At 44.1% G+C, this 17,046-nt stretch carries 20 protein-coding genes and 1 rRNA gene; 14 read left to right on the forward strand and 7 right to left on the reverse strand.

Going from position 1 to position 17,046, the window contains the following annotated elements; all coding sequences use genetic code 11:
• Window positions 1-28 precede the first annotated feature (28 nt).
• Window positions 29-520: a large conductance mechanosensitive channel protein MscL gene (mscL, locus tag GLV98_RS19350; RefSeq protein ID WP_160917631.1), complete on the forward strand. Its 492-nt coding sequence runs from the start codon at window positions 29-31 to the stop codon at window positions 518-520.
• Between the two features lie 44 nt (window positions 521-564).
• Here mscL and GLV98_RS19355 read toward each other — a convergent pair whose 3' ends face one another.
• A complete protein-coding gene (locus tag GLV98_RS19355) occupies window positions 565-711 on the reverse strand; it encodes a hypothetical protein (RefSeq protein WP_160917632.1) in 147 nt (48 codons plus the stop codon).
• Window positions 712-811: 100 nt separating this feature from the next.
• Window positions 812-1,093 (reverse strand): hypothetical protein, encoded by a 282-nt coding sequence (locus tag GLV98_RS19360; protein ID WP_160917633.1) that lies wholly within the window; start codon window positions 1,091-1,093, stop codon window positions 812-814.
• Between the two features lie 341 nt (window positions 1,094-1,434).
• On the opposite strand from GLV98_RS19360, the gene GLV98_RS19365 reads away from it, so the two are divergent.
• Both GLV98_RS19365 and GLV98_RS19370 read left to right on the forward strand, forming a co-directional pair.
• A complete protein-coding gene (locus GLV98_RS19365) occupies window positions 1,435-1,887 on the forward strand; it encodes a GNAT family N-acetyltransferase (protein WP_160917634.1) in 453 nt (150 codons plus the stop codon).
• 113 nt (window positions 1,888-2,000) lie between these two features.
• Window positions 2,001-3,191, forward strand: coding sequence for an MFS transporter (locus tag GLV98_RS19370; RefSeq protein WP_160917648.1), 1,191 nt, complete (start codon window positions 2,001-2,003; stop codon window positions 3,189-3,191).
• Between the two features lie 36 nt (window positions 3,192-3,227).
• On the opposite strand, the gene GLV98_RS19375 is transcribed toward GLV98_RS19370, so the two are convergent.
• Both GLV98_RS19375 and GLV98_RS19380 read right to left on the reverse strand, forming a co-directional pair.
• A complete protein-coding gene (locus tag GLV98_RS19375; RefSeq protein WP_160917635.1) occupies window positions 3,228-3,656 on the reverse strand; it encodes a BrxA/BrxB family bacilliredoxin in 429 nt (142 codons plus the stop codon).
• A 13-nt stretch (window positions 3,657-3,669) separates the two neighbouring features.
• Entirely contained in the window at window positions 3,670-4,812 is a 1,143-nt protein-coding gene (locus tag GLV98_RS19380) for a virulence factor (protein WP_160917636.1), read from the reverse strand.
• A gap of 761 nt (window positions 4,813-5,573) precedes the next feature.
• Here GLV98_RS19380 and GLV98_RS19385 point away from each other — a divergent pair.
• From GLV98_RS19385 to GLV98_RS19395, 3 genes are read left to right on the forward strand one after another with little or no spacing between them, the layout of a single operon-like run.
• Window positions 5,574-6,494, forward strand: coding sequence for an ABC transporter ATP-binding protein (locus GLV98_RS19385; protein ID WP_160917637.1), 921 nt, complete (start codon window positions 5,574-5,576; stop codon window positions 6,492-6,494).
• Window positions 6,487-7,443 carry an ABC transporter permease gene (locus GLV98_RS19390; protein WP_160917638.1) on the forward strand — a complete coding sequence of 319 codons (957 nt, stop codon included), beginning with the start codon at window positions 6,487-6,489 and terminating at the stop codon, window positions 7,441-7,443. Before GLV98_RS19385 ends, GLV98_RS19390 begins: the two co-directional genes overlap by 8 nt.
• A 17-nt stretch (window positions 7,444-7,460) precedes the next feature.
• Complete coding sequence (locus GLV98_RS19395; RefSeq protein ID WP_160917639.1) at window positions 7,461-7,913, forward strand: DUF4064 domain-containing protein; 453 nt, start codon at window positions 7,461-7,463, stop codon at window positions 7,911-7,913.
• A 134-nt stretch (window positions 7,914-8,047) separates the two neighbouring features.
• Here the strand turns inward: GLV98_RS19395 and GLV98_RS20060 are convergent, their stop codons facing one another.
• A complete protein-coding gene (locus GLV98_RS20060) occupies window positions 8,048-8,221 on the reverse strand; it encodes a hypothetical protein (protein ID WP_167356081.1) in 174 nt (57 codons plus the stop codon).
• A 112-nt stretch (window positions 8,222-8,333) separates the two neighbouring features.
• On the opposite strand from GLV98_RS20060, the gene GLV98_RS19400 reads away from it, so the two are divergent.
• Together GLV98_RS19400 and GLV98_RS19405 are read left to right on the forward strand one after the other, a co-directional pair.
• A complete protein-coding gene (locus GLV98_RS19400; protein WP_160917640.1) occupies window positions 8,334-9,239 on the forward strand; it encodes a formate/nitrite transporter family protein in 906 nt (301 codons plus the stop codon).
• Window positions 9,236-9,928, forward strand: a complete 693-nt coding sequence (locus GLV98_RS19405; protein ID WP_160917641.1) for a peptidase E — start codon at window positions 9,236-9,238, stop codon at window positions 9,926-9,928. Before GLV98_RS19400 ends, GLV98_RS19405 begins: the two co-directional genes overlap by 4 nt.
• Before the next feature lie 122 nt (window positions 9,929-10,050).
• On the opposite strand, the gene GLV98_RS19410 is transcribed toward GLV98_RS19405, so the two are convergent.
• Window positions 10,051-10,521, reverse strand: a complete 471-nt coding sequence (locus GLV98_RS19410; protein ID WP_160917642.1) for a DinB family protein — start codon at window positions 10,519-10,521, stop codon at window positions 10,051-10,053.
• 228 nt (window positions 10,522-10,749) lie between these two features.
• Between GLV98_RS19410 and GLV98_RS19415 the strand changes: the two genes are divergently transcribed.
• Window positions 10,750-11,520 carry a MerR family transcriptional regulator gene (locus tag GLV98_RS19415; protein ID WP_160917643.1) on the forward strand — a complete coding sequence of 257 codons (771 nt, stop codon included), beginning with the start codon at window positions 10,750-10,752 and terminating at the stop codon, window positions 11,518-11,520.
• Between the two features lie 151 nt (window positions 11,521-11,671).
• Here the strand turns inward: GLV98_RS19415 and GLV98_RS19420 are convergent, their stop codons facing one another.
• Complete coding sequence (locus tag GLV98_RS19420; RefSeq protein ID WP_160917644.1) at window positions 11,672-12,730, reverse strand: class I SAM-dependent methyltransferase; 1,059 nt, start codon at window positions 12,728-12,730, stop codon at window positions 11,672-11,674.
• A 389-nt stretch (window positions 12,731-13,119) separates the two neighbouring features.
• On the opposite strand from GLV98_RS19420, the gene GLV98_RS19425 reads away from it, so the two are divergent.
• From GLV98_RS19425 to GLV98_RS19440, 5 genes are all read left to right on the forward strand, one after another.
• Complete coding sequence (locus GLV98_RS19425) at window positions 13,120-13,890, forward strand: LysM peptidoglycan-binding and 3D domain-containing protein (RefSeq protein ID WP_160917649.1); 771 nt, start codon at window positions 13,120-13,122, stop codon at window positions 13,888-13,890.
• A gap of 335 nt (window positions 13,891-14,225) precedes the next feature.
• Window positions 14,226-14,381, forward strand: a complete 156-nt coding sequence (locus tag GLV98_RS20065) for a hypothetical protein (protein ID WP_202410145.1) — start codon at window positions 14,226-14,228, stop codon at window positions 14,379-14,381.
• A gap of 188 nt (window positions 14,382-14,569) precedes the next feature.
• A complete protein-coding gene (locus GLV98_RS19430; protein WP_160917645.1) occupies window positions 14,570-15,370 on the forward strand; it encodes an SDR family NAD(P)-dependent oxidoreductase in 801 nt (266 codons plus the stop codon).
• A 21-nt stretch (window positions 15,371-15,391) separates the two neighbouring features.
• The gene (locus tag GLV98_RS19435; RefSeq protein ID WP_160917646.1) at window positions 15,392-16,411 is read left to right on the forward strand and encodes a thiazole biosynthesis adenylyltransferase ThiF; all 1,020 of its coding nucleotides are present in this window, start codon (window positions 15,392-15,394) and stop codon (window positions 16,409-16,411) included.
• A gap of 539 nt (window positions 16,412-16,950) precedes the next feature.
• Window positions 16,951-17,046, forward strand: a 16S ribosomal RNA gene (locus GLV98_RS19440); the annotation flags it as partial.

A 17,046-nucleotide genomic window follows, 5' to 3' on the forward strand; every position in this document is an offset into this window, starting at 1 on the left:
GGATGATGGGTGAGAGGAGGAGCCTGGTTTGGGATTGCTTCATGAATTCAAACAGTTCACCGTCCGTGGGAGTGCCGTCGATATGGGAGTGGGGATGGTCCTGGGGGCCGCTTTCAGTGGATTTATTGATTCCCTCGTGACGGATATTTTACTTCCGCCTGTTGGAGTTTTGTACACAAGAATGAACTTTGAGAATATGTTCCTCAGCCTGGATGGGTCGGTCTATCCTTCGCTTGCCGCCGCAAAAGAAGCAGGAGCGGCTACGATTAATTATGGCCTTTTTGTAACGGCTTCCGTCCGTTTTATCATTATCCTGTTCGCGGTGTTCCTCGTCGTCCGCCAAATCAACCGCTGGAAAAAACCTCATCAGCACCCTTTGCATGGGATGACGAAAAAAGAGTGCCCTTATTGCTGTATGCCGATTCCGACTCAAGCCATCATCTGCCCGAATTGTTCATCTTCCCTTGAAGCTCATCCTTCTCCCCGTCAGCAAGTGAAGACGAAATGGCGAATCAAATAAACAAGGCGAATCCTAAAAAGGATCCGCCTTTTGTTTTTCATGTATTATTCTGCGCTGTCTTCACTCTCTGTGTCACTTTGTTCCTGCTCTTCCGTTTGTTCTTCTTCCATCTCACCGTCTTCTTCTCCACCACAAGCAGCAAGGGTCAAAACAGATACCAAACCTAACGCCAACATCCATTTCTTCAACATATAAAAATCCCCTTTCCAAAGTGAGTTACGTATAAAAGATACCCGTCCTTTGTTAAGGGGAAGTGAATGTGGTGTAATTTTATGGTAATGAAATCAACTGTTATTGCTCTTCGTCATCCATGGCATCATCATCTTGACCATTGCCTTCGGTATCTGTGGAATCGTCTCCTTCCGTATTTCCATCTTCTTCACCCATGTTATCCTCGGATTCTGTACCATCTTCACCCATATCACTTTCTGTATCATTCGAATTCTCATCTGTGTCTTCCATTTCTTCCTGGTTTTCGTTCTGATCTTCTTCCATGTCCCCGCCGTCCTCTCCACCACATCCGGCTAAAGTAAATACAGTAGCGATACCAAAGATCACCATCCATTTTTTCATCTTCTTCCAACTCCTTCCTTTTTGTAACCCTTATCCCCGGTGATGACATCTATGAAACGAAAGTTTGAAACTTGAGACTATTGTCTTCGTATAAAAGACAGAGGTGATTTTGTGAAGATATATATTGTGTTCATTTTTACGTTGATTCTAAGCTATGGGCTCGTTTCTTGGGGAACAGGTTTGGTTCTGACCTTTCTTCATGACGTTGATCCGTGGATCGTAAATGGCGGGGAAGACCCTTCATTTTTTGTTAAAGCCATGCCTGCGCTTACGATGGTTCTGCCTATAGTTATGGCTATTTTCCTAACAGATAAATTGGGTCAAAGGAGGGGGATAAAGGAATGAAAATCATACGCTTGCAAGAGGGGTCCGATTTGATTGACCTTGCCATCGACGTTTTTTGGGAACAGTGGGGGAGTGAGGATAACTTTAAGCTGTATGAAGACTGCATCCGTCAATCATTGAAAAACGGAGACGAGCTGCCATTGTTTTATATCCTGTTGAATGAGGATGAAATCATCGGCACGTATGCTCTGCTCAGAAATGATATGAACAGTCGCCAGGATCTTTGCCCATGGCTTGCGTGTCTTTACGTTCATCCAGATCATCGAGGACGAAAGGTCGGGAAACAGTTGCTGAATCATGCGATTGAGGAAGTGGGCAGGTTAGGTTACGAAAATCTCCATTTGGCTACAGACCTTGAAGGATATTATGAGAAGTATGGGTGGAAACAGGAAGGGGAAGCCTTTGGGATAACTGGTGAGTCCATAAAAGTTTACATGAAAGCGACGTGAATATATCCAAATTTTTCTCATCGTGAATCCATTGGAATCGGGCATCCTACGTTTATGAATACGTAGGAGGAATTGCATTGGAAAACAAAGTTAGCCGTTGGTGCCTGGTCAGTATGGCTTCGATTCCCCTTGTGATGACGCTCGGAAATTCAATGCTGATCCCAGTATTGCCGATTTTCGAGAAAAAGGTAGGCATCACATCTTTTCAATCAAGCACAATCATCACCAGCTATTCCGTAGCGGCCATTATCCTTATTCCTGTTGCCGGATACTTATCCGATCGTTTTGGCAGAAAGTTAATTATCCTTCCCAGTCTAGTCCTTGCTTTCATTGGAGGATTGATCGCGGGATTTTCTTCATGGAAATTGGAAGACCCCTTTTTCTGGATTACGATTGGACGAATCCTCCAGGGAATGGGCGCAGCCGGGGCGACCCCGATCATTCTGCCGCTGGTCGGAGATTTATATAAAGATGACGATGAAAAAGCGAGCTCATGTCTCGGCATTATTGAAACATCCAATACGTTCGGAAAAGTACTAAGTCCCATTTTAGGTTCCCTTTTTGCTGTATTTTTATGGTTTCTTCCGTTCTTTTCTATTTCCTTTTTCAGTTTGATCTCCATCGTTCTCGTTTTCTTTTTTATAAAAGTTCCTAAAGGGAAAAAAGAAGAGCCTCAGCCGTTCAAGCAATTTCTGAAAAAAACGAAAGAGATATTCAAACAGGAAGGGAAATGGTTGTATCCTGTATTTCTACTAGGGGCTTATGCCATGCTCATTTTGTTTGCGGTGTTGTTCTTTATGTCCGACATTCTTGAGAAAACCCATAACATTGAAGGCGTGAAGAAAGGATTCGTGCTCGCCATTCCGCTGTTCACGTTATGTGTGTCGGCGTTTTTGACTGGGAAGAAAATTAAAGGAGACACGACTGTCATGAAATGGGTGCTTGTCATTGCGTTGATTATGGTATCAGCAAGCGTCATTTTTGTCGGGTACGTCAATGAAAAGTTGTTTTTGCTCCTAGTTGTGACAAGCATTTTAGGAACGGCAATCGGCGGGATGCTCCCGACTCTCGATGCACTCATTACAGAAGGAATAGAAAAAGAAGAGCGTGGTACGATCACTTCTTTTTATAGTTCATCAAGATTCATAGGGGTAGCGGCAGGTCCGCCTTTGATGTCACTCCTTATGAAGGAATATCTGAATATCAGCTATATTGCAAGCGGTGCCTTAGGTGGTCTTCTTTTATTCCTTGTTCTCGTATTAATTAAGCCGGAAAAAAGCGGGGATCAAACCAAGACCGCATGAAAAAGCGCCTTCCATCATGATGGAAGGCGCTTTTTGTTAACAGTATTGGTTATAAGCGTTCGTAAGATTGGCTACAATTTCTTCTACTTCATAATCCTCAATCTCTTCACGCGGGATGAAATGGAGAACCTGTCCATCTTTCAAAAGAGCCATGGATGGAGAGGATGGCTCATAGCCTTCCAAATGGTCACGCATGCGTGATGTAGCTTCACGATCCTGGCCAGCAAAGACAGTTACAATGTTGTCGGGACGTTTTTCATTTTTGAGCGATTCGCGGGCAGAAGGGCGTGCCAGTCCAGCTGCACATCCACAGACCGAGTTGATGACGACAAGGGACGTTCCTTTCGTTTCGCTAATAAAAGTGTCTACTTCCTCTGGGGTCGTCAATTCAGTAAAGCCTGCGTTCGTCAATTCATCACGCATCGGCTGGGAAATTTCTTTCATATATGCTTCATATGGATTCATAAATCGTAGCCTCCTATTGTTGTTTTTTCTTAGTCGCTTGAGTCATTTGATGCCATACGGATCCCTTAGCTTCCTCGCCGCCTTCAATTCTTTCAATCGCCATATTGATCTGCAGACGAACTTCAAATTCGGGGTCATCAGCGGCCTCTTTCAAGGCAGGGAGAGCTGTTTCGTCGCCAAGCTCATACAAGTACATCGCGGCACGCCAACGAACAAGTTTGTTGGAATCAGAAAGTGATTCCATCATTTTCGGCATCGCTTCTTTGAAACCGAGATCCGAAATGCAATCGCCAGCTGTGCGTCGTACGGTGACTGATTTGTCATTAAGAGCTTTGTAGAGATATGGCAGTGTTTCAAGTTCTTCGATCATACCGAGATAGGCTGTAGCCAGACGTCGGATCGATGCCTTGTCATCATCCAGTGCTTTATCAAGCAGGCGATAATCTTCTGCCGTCGGATCCATTCGGTCTAAAGCCGCATAGCGAACTTTCCAATCGTCATGATCCAGCGTTTCTAAGCTGATTTTCGTCCTTTCTTCCTTCGGTTCGACATCAACCGATTCTTGGTCAAACGCTTGTTTAACAAGGGATTCCAGTCGCTCTTCATCATAACTCGCCGAAAGTTCCTCTTTTATCTGTTCCCCAATTTCAGCCACGTCACCATAGCGTGGGTTGTGCTCCACCCATTTACGCTCCATGATCATGTTCGGAGAAGCGGGAGAGGCTTTCATTGCTGCTTCCATGAAACGTTCAGGAAGCCCGACGCGTGTTTCCTCTTCGCCTTCCTCAAGCTTTACCTGCATCGGCAGGCCGCGGAACATCTGCACGAAAACACGGACTTCCCCGAAGTGTTCATCCGGCTCTTCCTGTTTTGGAGAGGATGCTTCTTCGGCTTCCTCTGATCCAAAAACCTTCCTTACTTCAGGAAGGATCGCTTCCCAAGAAACACGTGCGTTTCTTTCTAAGGCGATGAAATCAGTCACATGGTAGAGACCTTTGACACCTTCAATTTCAAAAAGGTGCTGGACGAAGTCAGGCGCACCCTTGAGTTCATCATCTTTTTTATAGTTGTGTGTCTCGCCATCCGGCAAGGTTTCGTTTAAGTTGATCTTCATTGAATTCGGACTAGGTGTCGGTTCAATGGATACGATTTTCACTGAGTCTAACCCCCTAACAGTCTAATCATCTTTTCATCCGGTTCTGAGGGATCTGCCCTCATTCCATGCTTCCATCTTATCAAAAATTCCCAAGCTCATCCACGCATCCGTCCCCACCCTCCATTGTTCCACTAAAGCTCCCGATTGTGGAAGACTCAGTTTCGAGATGTATGTGTGCGTTTAGGGGCTCCGGGAAAAGGTTCGCTTTCCATGGGGCGGGCGGTGAGCCTCCTCAGGCTACGCCTTCCGGGGTCTCACCTGTCCCACACGTCCCATAGGAGTCTCACCGTTTCCCTCCGCCCCTTTACTTTATGAGTGTCTCGAAACTACTCCCCCATCAGCAGAGCTTCCAATATCTGTTGAAATCCAGAAATCTGGCTACCCTATTGAAATGCTAATACACCACTTTATGACTCCTGGACAAGGAGGTTGGAAGACGTCCTTCTAAGTAAAGGGAGTTCGTTTTTCAACTCCATCGAATGGGGTGGCTGGGAAGCTGCGAGACTCCCGTGGGAGAAAGGAGATAGGTGAGATCCCGCAGGACGTAGTCCGAGGAAGCTCATCACTCCCCCACAGGAAAGCGAGTAGCTTCCCAGCCACCCCTGACGCTCGTCCCAGGCAACGAACCCCACAAACATCTCGAAATCGAGTCTTACACAATCCTGCCAAATACTTGAACATTGTAAAATTTTTCATGAATTGTGAAACCAGATTGGTTTTGTGTCGTACATTAGATGTGTTGATAAAAAGGAGGGGGAAGAATGTCAGAGCCTGTCATGCAGTTGAAGAATGTCAAAAAGACAATTGGAAATAAAACGATCATTAAAGGTTTGAATTTCGATATTTACGGCGGGGAAGTGTTTGGTTTCCTTGGGCCTAACGGAGCCGGGAAAACGACAACAATCCGAATGATGGTCGGGTTGATGAAGATGACGGATGGGGATGTAATCATTCAGGGACAAAGTGTGCAGAACAACTTTAAAGGAGCGATTCGTCACGTAGGTGGAATCGTAGAGAACCCTGAAATGTACCCTTTCATGAGCGGTTGGAAAAACCTTGTCCATTATGCCCGTATGATGCCTGGTGTGACAGAGGATCGTATCAAGGAAGTCGTAAGGCTTGTCGGATTGGAAAAGCGGATGAAGGAAAAAGTCGGCAAATATTCACTTGGGATGCGTCAGCGTCTTGGGATTGCTCAAGCCCTTTTACATAAACCATCCGTCCTTATCCTTGATGAACCAACGAACGGGTTGGATCCATCCGGGATCAGGGAAATCCGTGCGTACATCCGGAGGCTGGCGGAAGAAGAAGGGGTAGCTGTAATTGTGTCGAGTCATATTCTTTCTGAAATGGAGATGATGTGTGATCGAATTGGCATCATTAAGAATGGAGAATTAATTTCCATTCAGACCGTTCAGGATGCCTTGCAGCAAACGGAAGAAAAGGAAGTATCGATCGAAGCGACGCCTTTGGATCAAACGATGGTCGCTCTTAAAGAAATGACGGGCAAGGATGTGAGCCGTAAGGAAGAGCTCCTGACCTTCACAGTGGAAAAGGAAAAAATCCCAACCGTTGTTGCAGATCTGGTACAAAAAGGTATTCAAATCTACAGTGTCAACGTCAACCGCTCAACGCTTGAAGATAAATTCTTAGATTTGATTGGAGAGGGAGCCATTGAGTAACTTTTTTCAACTGATCAAAAATGAACAAATGAAGCTCTATAATCAAAAGGCGACGTGGATCATGGCTATTCTTTTAGTCGTTTTAATTGTAGGGATAGGGGCTTTGCTTAAAATCGATGCGGCCATTACTGGTGGGGAAGCACCTACTGGTGATAATTGGAAACAGGAACTTCAGCAGCAGAACGAACAATTGATGGCCGCGGGAGAACAGCCGCCAGAAATTGAATATCCGGCATATACCAATGTTGAAATGAATCAATATCGCATTGAGAATGACTTGAAACCAACCGACTATAATGGTTGGGATTTTGTCAGAGACAACCGGACATTTGTAGCGCTGGTGAGTTTATTCACAATTATAGTTGCCGCAGGTATTACAGCCAATGAATTTCGCTGGGGTACAATCAAGCTCTTATTGATTCGCCCGATATCAAGGTCGAAAATTCTACTTGCGAAATATGTGTCTGTTGTCATGTATGCGTTGACTATGCTTCTTGCCTTATACATCTTGTCCTTTTTAGTGGGAGCTTTATTGTTTGGAATGGGCAGCTTTTCGCAGACGTATGTATATACTCAGGCTGGTGAAATCAAAGATGCTGGTATCTTTTCATTTACTGTTTCACAATACTTATTGAGTTTTGTAGAATTAATTATGATGGCTACGTTCGCTTTCATGATCGCCTCTGTATTCAGGAATACATCCCTTGCGATCGGGTTGGCGATCTTCCTCATGATGGCTGGAAGCTCAATCATCGTTTTCTTCATGGAAAAAGAGTGGGCCAAATATATCCTGTTTGCCAATACGGACTTGACTCAATACATGTCTGGGACACCATTCGTATCAGGAACTTCGCTTGGGTTTTCCATCGCAGTTTTAGCGGTATATTATGTAGTATTCATGGTTTTATCATGGGGATTCTTTACGAAGCGTGACGTAGCTGGAGCATAAAAAAGGAGGAGAAGGAATTGAAACGTACGGTAGAAATCGTTCTTACCATCATTGGAATTGTTCTTTTTGGACTTCCCGTTCTGTTGAGTGGTGTATTATTAAACTCTGCAGATAATCCGCAAATACAACAAGAAATTGAAAACTTCATGAATTCCCCGGAAATACAGATGGAAGGGGAAATGAGTTCCACAGATATGACCCAGATGTTCGAAATGATGGGGTCATTCGCAATGTTCGTGCTAATCGCCTCTTTAATTGCGATTGGGTTAGGTATTCTGGCAGCAGTGTTCCTTAAAGGGAATAAAAAGCCAAAAGCAGCCGGAATCATTTTGATCATTTCCGCCATTATCTTTACGTTTGCTACAGTCTTTATGGGATTGTTTGGAGGCGTAGCCTATTTGATTGCCGGAATTGTTGCGCTCGTTCGTAAACCGAAGAAGACCGCAACCGACGAAGCGATCAGTTACTAGTGGGAAAAGGCGTGGCTCTAGAGCCGCGTCTTTTTGTTGATCATGGACTAAAAGTATTCAGACACATGATTTAAACGAAAAAAAGCACTCGGCAGAAGCTGAGCGCTTTTTAGCGGAGACAGAAACCCTGGCAGTTAATCCAAGTACCGATTCATTGCATCCACATCTGCACTTTGACGGTCATAGACGCTTCCTTCCTGCGGCCGTAGACCACTGCCGCCACAAACCTTACATGTATAGCGCCACTCTTCATCATCCATCAGCAGGCCTTCTCCATCACAAGCGAGGCAGAATTCATCTCTAGCCATCTGCATTCCTCTTTTCCTTGTTTTTCTTACCATTTCTCAAACGCGTCAGGTTATACAGAGGAGATTATATTTTTAAAGAATCGGGAATGTGAGAATCATTGGAGGGATGACCATGGCAAATGAGGAAAATCAAGAAACAGATGTGAATGAAAGTGATGAATCGAATCAGAAAATAGATCGTCCGGGACGTCAGTTTTATATTCCGTCCCAAATTGTAGATGAATTTGGTGAAAAGGGAAGGGATCATTTAAACAAGCCTTTCCGTGCTCAATTTTTACTCGCGCTGACGGCAGGATCTTTTATGACATTCGGAGCCGTCTTTTCCATACTTCTTGCTGTTGGAGTCGAGACGAAAGGAATCTATCACCTTTTATCAGGGCTAGGGTTCGCAGCAGGGTACTCGATGGTCTTCATATCAGGAGCCGTTCTTTTTACGGAAATCAATGTTCTTTTGCCCTCCTATTTGTTTAACAAGGCGGGGTTGATGAAAACGAACATCTATAAATTCTGGATGTCCTCTTATATCGGAAACATCATTGGAGCCTTCCTGGTAGCTGTATTGATTCAGTGGTCAGGCTCATTCGCCAGTACATTCTATCCAGAGCTTGAAATGTATTTGGACCATAAAATGAAATTCATGGACCATGGAGTCAAAGGGTGGTTTCAGGTTCTGATCTCCGGTGTGCTTGCCAACTGGCTTATCGGAATGGCGGCCTTTCTGACGACCTCAGCCAGGGATTTGACAGGTAAGATCCTTGGAACAACCTTACCCGTCGTTCTTTTTGTAGCGGGTAATTTCCAGCACAGTGCAGCGAATATGGGGTACTTCAGTATGGGGTTTTTAGCTTCTGATAAATACACATGGTATGAATATATCTTTTTCAACCTTGTACCTGCCAGTATCGGAAACCTGATTGGCGGAGCCATCCTGGTATCGCTATTGTTCTCTTATGCTTATAAAGAGGACATTCAAACCTCCCTTGGGAGAAATAAGAATAAGAAGGGGGTTAAACAATGAAACAAATCATAGCTATGGGTGGAGGTGGCTTCTCAATGGAGCCCGACAACCCGTTGTTGGATGATTACGTATTGGATCAAGTGGAAAAAGAAAGACCGAAAATCTGTTTTGTCCCCACGGCTAGTGGGGATGCGGATAGTTACATCGAACGTTTCTATGAAGCGTTCAAAGAGAAAGCGGAAGCGACCCATTTATCTTTGTTCAAACCACCGACGAGAGATTTACGAGAATTTTTGCTCGAACAGGACATCATTTACGTAGGTGGAGGATCGACGAAAAACCTGCTCGTTCTTTGGCGGGAATGGGGTCTGGATGAAATCATGAAAGAAGCCTGGGAACAAGGAGTCGTCCTTGCTGGCATCAGTGCAGGGGCCATTTGCTGGTTTGATGAAGGGGTGACGGATTCCTACGGCGATCAGTTGGAACCCTTAGCATGCCTTGGTTTTCTCCCGGGAAGCTGTTGCCCTCATTATGATGGGGAGGAAGAGCGGAAACCGGCGTATACCTCTTTTATAAAAGATGGATCGATTCGGCCGGGTTATGCGCTCGATGACGGAGCGGCTGTTCATTTTATAAACACGGACCCAGTGAAACATGTGAGTTCGCGTACAGGGGCAAAAGGCTACTATGTAAGAGTGGAAGCTGGAGAAGTTGAAGAAAATGAGCTGGAAATGGAATACCTGGGCTGAAGAAACACCCTCGTGCTGGAAATTCAGGACGAGGGTGTTTTTTAGTCAGTAGAGTGTGTGGAAGAAATAGGTGTACCAGGTCATCCATAATATGGATGACCTGGTACGGTGATTTTTGGTGGCTATTCGAACAACAGGATTTCCGGATCTTTTTTATAGGTGTGGACTAACATGGCATGCAATTGGCCGCGGTGGTGGTACATATGGGCGACCGTTTGGATGAGCCATTCAAAGCGTGTATTCGTCACACCCCACCAGGACGTGGTTTCTGTGTAAAGGTGCTCTTCGGTGTAGTTTTCAAATTGTGTTTTTAGTTGCGCAAAGTTTTCAAAGAGACGTTCTAAGATTTCATCTTTTGTTTTCATTGATACCGTCTCGTAGAAGTCTTCCATCTCTGCTTTTGAAGCCCCTTCTGCGATGTGACCATCAGCCGCAGGGATTGCTGCAATGTGTTCGAGCAATTCCCCGATGGAGTACTTTCCCTCCGTGGGTCTTAGGGTCAAATCTTCTTCTGATAACTGACCGACCATTTCGGAAATGGATGCAATGACGATTTCTAATTGATGAAAAGCGCTCTGACAGTACATATTCATAGGAACACAACCTTATTAAAATTGTTATTCCTCCTCTTATTCTCCGACGTTCGACTAAATCCCTTTCCAAAGCGAAAAACTACATGAAACGACGAAAATCGCCCTAAGGTTTGGTTGGACTCCTGCATAGAAAGACCTACACACATATGAAAGCTGTGAATTTCTTAAGAAGATGAGTTGACTCTGACGTTACGTCATAGATTATCGTTACATATGAGGTGATCACCGATGTATAAAGTAAAAGAAATGGCGGAGATGACAGGGGTCAGTGTGCGCACACTGCACCATTATGATCATATCGATTTGTTGTCACCAAGCTTTGTAAGTGAAAAAGGCTACCGTTTATATAGTGAAAAAGAGTTGTCGCGTCTTCAGCAGATTCTATTCTTTAAAGAGATGGAATTCTCTTTGAAAAAGATCAAGGAGATCCTGGATGACTCTGATTTCGATGAAGCCGATGCCTTGCAGCGCCACCGTGAGATTTTGAGAGAAAAGAAAAAGCGATTGGAGCGATTAATCCGATCCGTAGATCAGACGCTCCAAACGTTGGAAGGAGAAGATCATATGAAAAGTGAAGACCGTTTCCGTCCGTTTGATAAGAGTGAGATTGAAGCCCATCAGAAAAAGTACGAGAAAGAGGTGGAAGAGCGTTGGGGAGAGACGGACGCTTACAAACAATCCAAACAGAAAACATCACAGTACACGAAGGAAGATTGGAAGAAGATTCAACAAGAGGGAGATGCCATTGATCGGGAACTTGTAAAATTAATGGATCGGGACCCATCTGATCCAAATGTTCAGCGGTTGGTTGATAATAAACGTCAGCACATCACCGATCACTTTTATGAGTGCAACCTGGAGATATTCAGAGGTTTAGCCGACATGTACGTCAACGACCCTCGTTTCACAAAAAATATCGACAAATGGAAAGAAGGCTACGCCGAATTCCTTAGAAAAGCCATGCACACCTACTGCGACCAACAGGAGGGGAGGAAATAATTGCATGACCAGGTCATACAATTATTTCCATTAAGTAAAAACCAGCCTCTACAGTCAAAAAGACTGTAGAGGCTGGTTTTATTTAGAGGTGTGTGTCTTAAATCTTTCCGTTTCTTTTTCATCTGTACCAGGTCATACAGATTTTCCCATATTAACGCGGCTGGCAAATAAGCCCGTTGTGTACTTTGATGTAACCGTGTCTCAGGATGTCGAATCCTGCTTCATACATATAGAGTCCCATTTGTTCGACAGTCATGAGTTCACGATAGGTATGGTTCATCACATCTGCCATGACATGATAGTAGAGGCGGGATCGAAGCTGGTTGCGTGGGGTGGTCAGTATCGCATAGCCCCCTTCTTTCAAAAAACGCCGGTGCCAATCAGCGACTTCCGGCTTGTATTGATCAGGAAAATGTTCCAATAGGCCGACGGAAAGGACGATATCAAATTCTTTTCCGAAATCAAGGTTACGGATATCCTCAACCACATATTCAATGTTCAAGTCATCTTTATATATGACTTTCCACTGTCCTGTTCTAGGGTTTTCACCTAAGAAAGGATAATGTTCTGGGAATTCGCCAAACCGTGTGGTCTTGCAAAATTTATCGTAATCGACCATGACAATCTCTGCTCCTGGATACATGGCTCCAAGCTGCATGGCTTCATAACCTTCCGCAGCTCCCAGGAAGAGAATACGGGGACGATCTACATGCAACCCTTCAAAAAGAGCCCTCTTTCCGCGAGGGTCCCAAATTCCATCTTGGATTCTATGGACATAATTCCATAACTGCAATTGAACAAGGTTACCAATCGCTTGTTTTACTTGTCCAGGCTTAAATGAAGTGAGGCTTCGCATGAACTGCTTTTTACCATGGTTCTTTGCCTGAGGGACATCTTTGATGAACCACTCATGAAAGGATTTGTTGAAATAGGTCCATGAAGTGTGCGGATCCATCACTTGATCATTCTTTCGCTCCCACTCTGTCCGCTCTATCGAATAATTCGTGACCTCAAAGGGTTTACCTACATCTTTCCATGACAAAAGGGACCAATCCGATACCGTGTTCAAGCGAACAAACTTGTTGTACTCTTTCTCTGAATATCGTCTAAGGTCGACACGGTATTGCGGGTGGGAAAACGTTTCGTCCATATGCTTCTCACTATAGGGCTTGGGTATCCTCACATCCTTGACCGCCGCTTCTCCTAACATGGACCGATCACCTCTCCATATCATTTAGTACAACTATAACCGCTAATGTAAACGTTTACAATATTTGCTGCTCTAAAATTGGACCATTATTTGTATGCCTTGGTCTTACATTATATGGTGTACCAGGTCATACAGATATTCCCAATACCTCTTACGTTAACCTGGAATAGAACTCGAATGAGAAAGACCTCTCGTTAACTTAGGTACATTTATCCATTACAACCGTATTATTACACCGTAGTAAAGATGATGTAATGTTTGAAAAGTTATTGTTGTGTTCCTGTTATTGGCATATGAGCTGTGCGTGTTACAGTAGGAATTGTGATTTTGAGACAGCGCTTAGCCGAGGGCTGAGCGAGAGCTGTTTACCAAGGAGGAAATTAAACATGATGAAAAAAACAATGGTTTCTTTGGCGGCGGTCGCATCGGTTTCGGCAGTAACAGCAACAGCAGTAAGTGCAGATGAAATTAAAGTAGAAAAAGGAGATACTCTTTGGAGCATTGCTCAAAACAATGGAGTATCTGTGAGTGATATAAAAGAAGAGAACGGTTTGAACTCTAATCTGATTTTCCCTAATCAAGTACTTTCTATTAACGAAGGACAAAACGCAGAAGCTCAATCCCAAACTTCCAGCAGCGTTCACACGGTTCAATCCGGGGACACTCTTTACAGCATTGGACAAGCAAATAACGTAAGCGTGCAAGAGCTGCAAGCTTGGAACAATCTTAACTCTAGCCTTATCTATCCGGGAGAAAAACTAACTCTTGATGGAGCAGCAGTTGCAGAACAGTCCACGTCTGAAAATAACTCAAGCAATGAAGAAGCAGAAGCAGAGCAAACATCCAGCCAACCAGCAGAAGATGGTGTCGTTAAAACATTGAATATGGAAGCGACAGCTTATACAGCATTCTGTGAAGGCTGCTCCGGTACAACTTATACAGGTATCGATTTGAGAGCAAATCCAGATCAAAAAGTGATTGCCGTAGACCCGAACGTAATTCCACTAGGTTCTGAAGTTTATGTAGAAGGCTATGGTAAAGCAATCGCCGGAGATATCGGTGGTGCCATCCAAGGCGACCGTATCGATGTATTCATGGCAGATCGTTCTGATGCTCTGGACTTCGGACGTAAAAGTGTAGAAGTAAAAGTATATGAATAATATAGATGGAGACGATCCTTTGCGGGTCGTCTCTTTTTGTTTTACCGCTGACAAACCATATAAAACCCCGATAGAAAAAAAGACAACAAATTAAATTTTTCATTTCATATGGCTGATGTAATCGTAGTGAAAGATGAAAAAACGACATTTTTTCCACATAAATACGTTTTAAAATCAACCCGCACGGATATTGTTAAGCAATGATGATTCCTTAAATAAGCTCTATAGTTAGAAAAAAACGTATAAAACATAATTTTTTCTTGCGTTTACGTAGTTTTACTAATAATATCAAGGGGAATCGTATTATATACTAAAAAAGAAGGGAGGACACCACGATGACTCTGCTATACTCAAAAGCCCGTGAGCTATTCGATCAGGATTATAAAAACAGTCCGGAAGCCCAGGTTCAATCCAAGGCTAAAGGCGTAAAGCGTACACGGAGTGGAAAGGTTCTATTCTCTTTCCGTAAGCAGACCAACAAGCGGAAATAGCATTAGAAGTCGTGGAGGTAGCTATGAGAAGTAACAAAAAAAGAATCAACATGGTCGACTTTTTAAAACAAATTGTCCCGTGGATCAGCGTTTCATTGACAGATCAGTCATGAAGCGCTGATTTTTTATATCCAGAAGGTTTACATACAGAAGGGTTCGGTTATCGTATCCGCTAAGGAGGCGAAAGTATGAACATTTTTTCTGACGACGCGTTAAAAGGCGAACACATTCTAGTTACGGGGGCGACAGGCGGAATCGGATATGAAACGGCCAAGGAAATCGTCCGTGCGGGAGGTCAGGTGACCATCACAGGAAGGAACGAGGAGAAACTGGCCTCGTTAAAAGAAGAATGTGCTACGATAAATGAAGAAGTGAAAGTTTTTATAAGCACTGCTGATTTAAACGATGAAGCGGATCGTGTAAAAGTAGTCCAAGACGCCAGGCAGGCGATAGGTCCCGTGACAGGGCTTGTCAATTCGGCTGGTATCATCGGTGGCGGACCGCTTGAAGATCTAAAAGAGGAAGATTTACGTAAAGTGATGGAGCTCAATTATTTTTCTACCGTTCTTTTCACTCAGGAAGTCTATCAAGATATGAAAGCTAACGGGCACGGAAGTATCGTCAATTTATCATCCCTCTCTGGTTTGCGAGGTACGCATTCCGGTACGGCTTACAGCGCTTCGAAATTTGCGATTACAGGCTTCACCCAGTCGTTCGCTCATGAAGCCATTGAACATGGTGTTCGCGTCAACGCCGTATGTCCTGGTTACGTAGATACAGCGATGGGGCAGGAAGCCATTCGCTCAAAAGGGGAACGGGAAGGTAGAACTTATGAAGAACAAAGAAAAACAGCGGAAAAAGGGATTCCTTCAGGGAAATTGAGTGAACCGGATGAAGTGGCCCGGTCCATTGTCTACCTTTTATCGGAGGCATCGACCAATATTGTCGGGGAATCTTTGAAAATATCCGGAGGCAGCGTCATGCGATAAGGAAAAAAGGAGGTGGGCCCTTTGCCAGGAGAACGATACTCAAGACAACAGCTCTTCCAACCAATAGGAGAGAAAGGGCAGCGCCGTATGAACGAATCACATGTGCTCATCATAGGGGCTGGTGCACTAGGAACAAGCAGTTCAGAGCAGCTTGTACGTGCAGGAGTCGGAAAAATAACTGTCATTGACAGGGACTATGTGGAATTCAGTAACTTGCAGAGGCAGCAGCTATTCACAGAAAAAGATGCTGAAAACCGAATGCCTAAAGCGATGGCTGCCAAAGATCGTTTGGAAAAAGTAAATAGTGAGGTTCAAATTCATGCTGTAGTGGATGATGTACAAGCAGCAGAACTTGAGGAATATTCACACGGCATTGATTTGATCATCGATGGCACGGATAACTTCGAGACACGTATGCTCCTCAACGATTTTACACAAAAACACCAAATCCCCTGGATATATGGTGGATGCGTAGGGAGTCATGGAATGAGTTATACCATTATCCCAGGTGAAACCCCTTGTTTATCATGTTTGATGAGAAGTATCCCTCTCGGTGCGGCCACTTGTGATACGGTTGGTGTGATCAGTCCAGCGGTTCAAATGGTCGCCGCCCACCAGGTGACGGAAGCGTTGAAAGTCCTTGTCGGAGACTTTCATTCCGTACGCAAAGGTCTTGTTACCTTCGATCTTTGGACGAACGACTATACGTCGATCAAAACCGGACGTATTCAAAGGAAAGACTGTCCGTCTTGTGGGGAAGAACCGACTTATCCTTACCTATTAGGAAACGAAATGACCAAGGTTGCCGTTCTATGTGGAAGGGACACTGTACAGATACGTCCAGGTATTAGGGAACAAAGAGACTTGGAAGCGTTGAAAGAGCGATTACCAGATGGAGACATTCAGGAGAACCCTTTCTTGTTATCTTATAAAACATCGCTGCACCGCATGGTCTTCTTCCGGGACGGACGCGTGTTAATTCACGGGACAAAAGATATAAAGGAAGCGAAAACGTTGTACCACAAAATTGTGGGTGGTTGATGTGGTTTGTTCATTAAGAGAAAAGGGAATAGATAAACCAACAACTAATAAGGAGAGTGCAACATGGGACGACTACTAAAACGAGTGTTCAAATATGGACCTGTGGTATATCCGCTCATAAAAAAATTCATGAGAAAACGAAGAGGGCGGTACTAAAAGTGAGCAGAGATCTGCTCGCTTTTTATTTTTCTTCTATATAATAAGGAAGAAAAAGATCAATGATATTCTAGTACACTGGAAAACTAAAAAAGTATTAAAAAACCTATTGCGTCATTTGAAATGCCATGATATATTATTACTTGTCGCGTTAAGAGAGCGGCAAGCCGCAAACGGCTTAACAAAATAAATCATAAAAAGTTGTTGACGAAAACAACTACATATGATATATTAATTAAGTCGCTGTTTTGAAGCGGCGAACAAAACATTTGATCTTTGAAAACTGAACGAACCAACCAGTACGTCAAAACATTTCTTCTTTATATAGAAGAGATTTGAAACAAAGCACATTCGGTGTGCAAATGAGCAAGTCAAACTTAACTTTTATGGAGAGTTTGATCCTGGCTCAGGACGAACGCTGGCGGCGTGCCTAATACATGCAAGTCGAGCGCGGGAAGCGAGTGGATCCCTTCGGGGTG

The organism is Halobacillus litoralis, assembly GCF_009856415.1.
Lineage (GTDB): Bacteria > Bacillota > Bacilli > Bacillales > Halobacillaceae > Halobacillus > Halobacillus litoralis_C.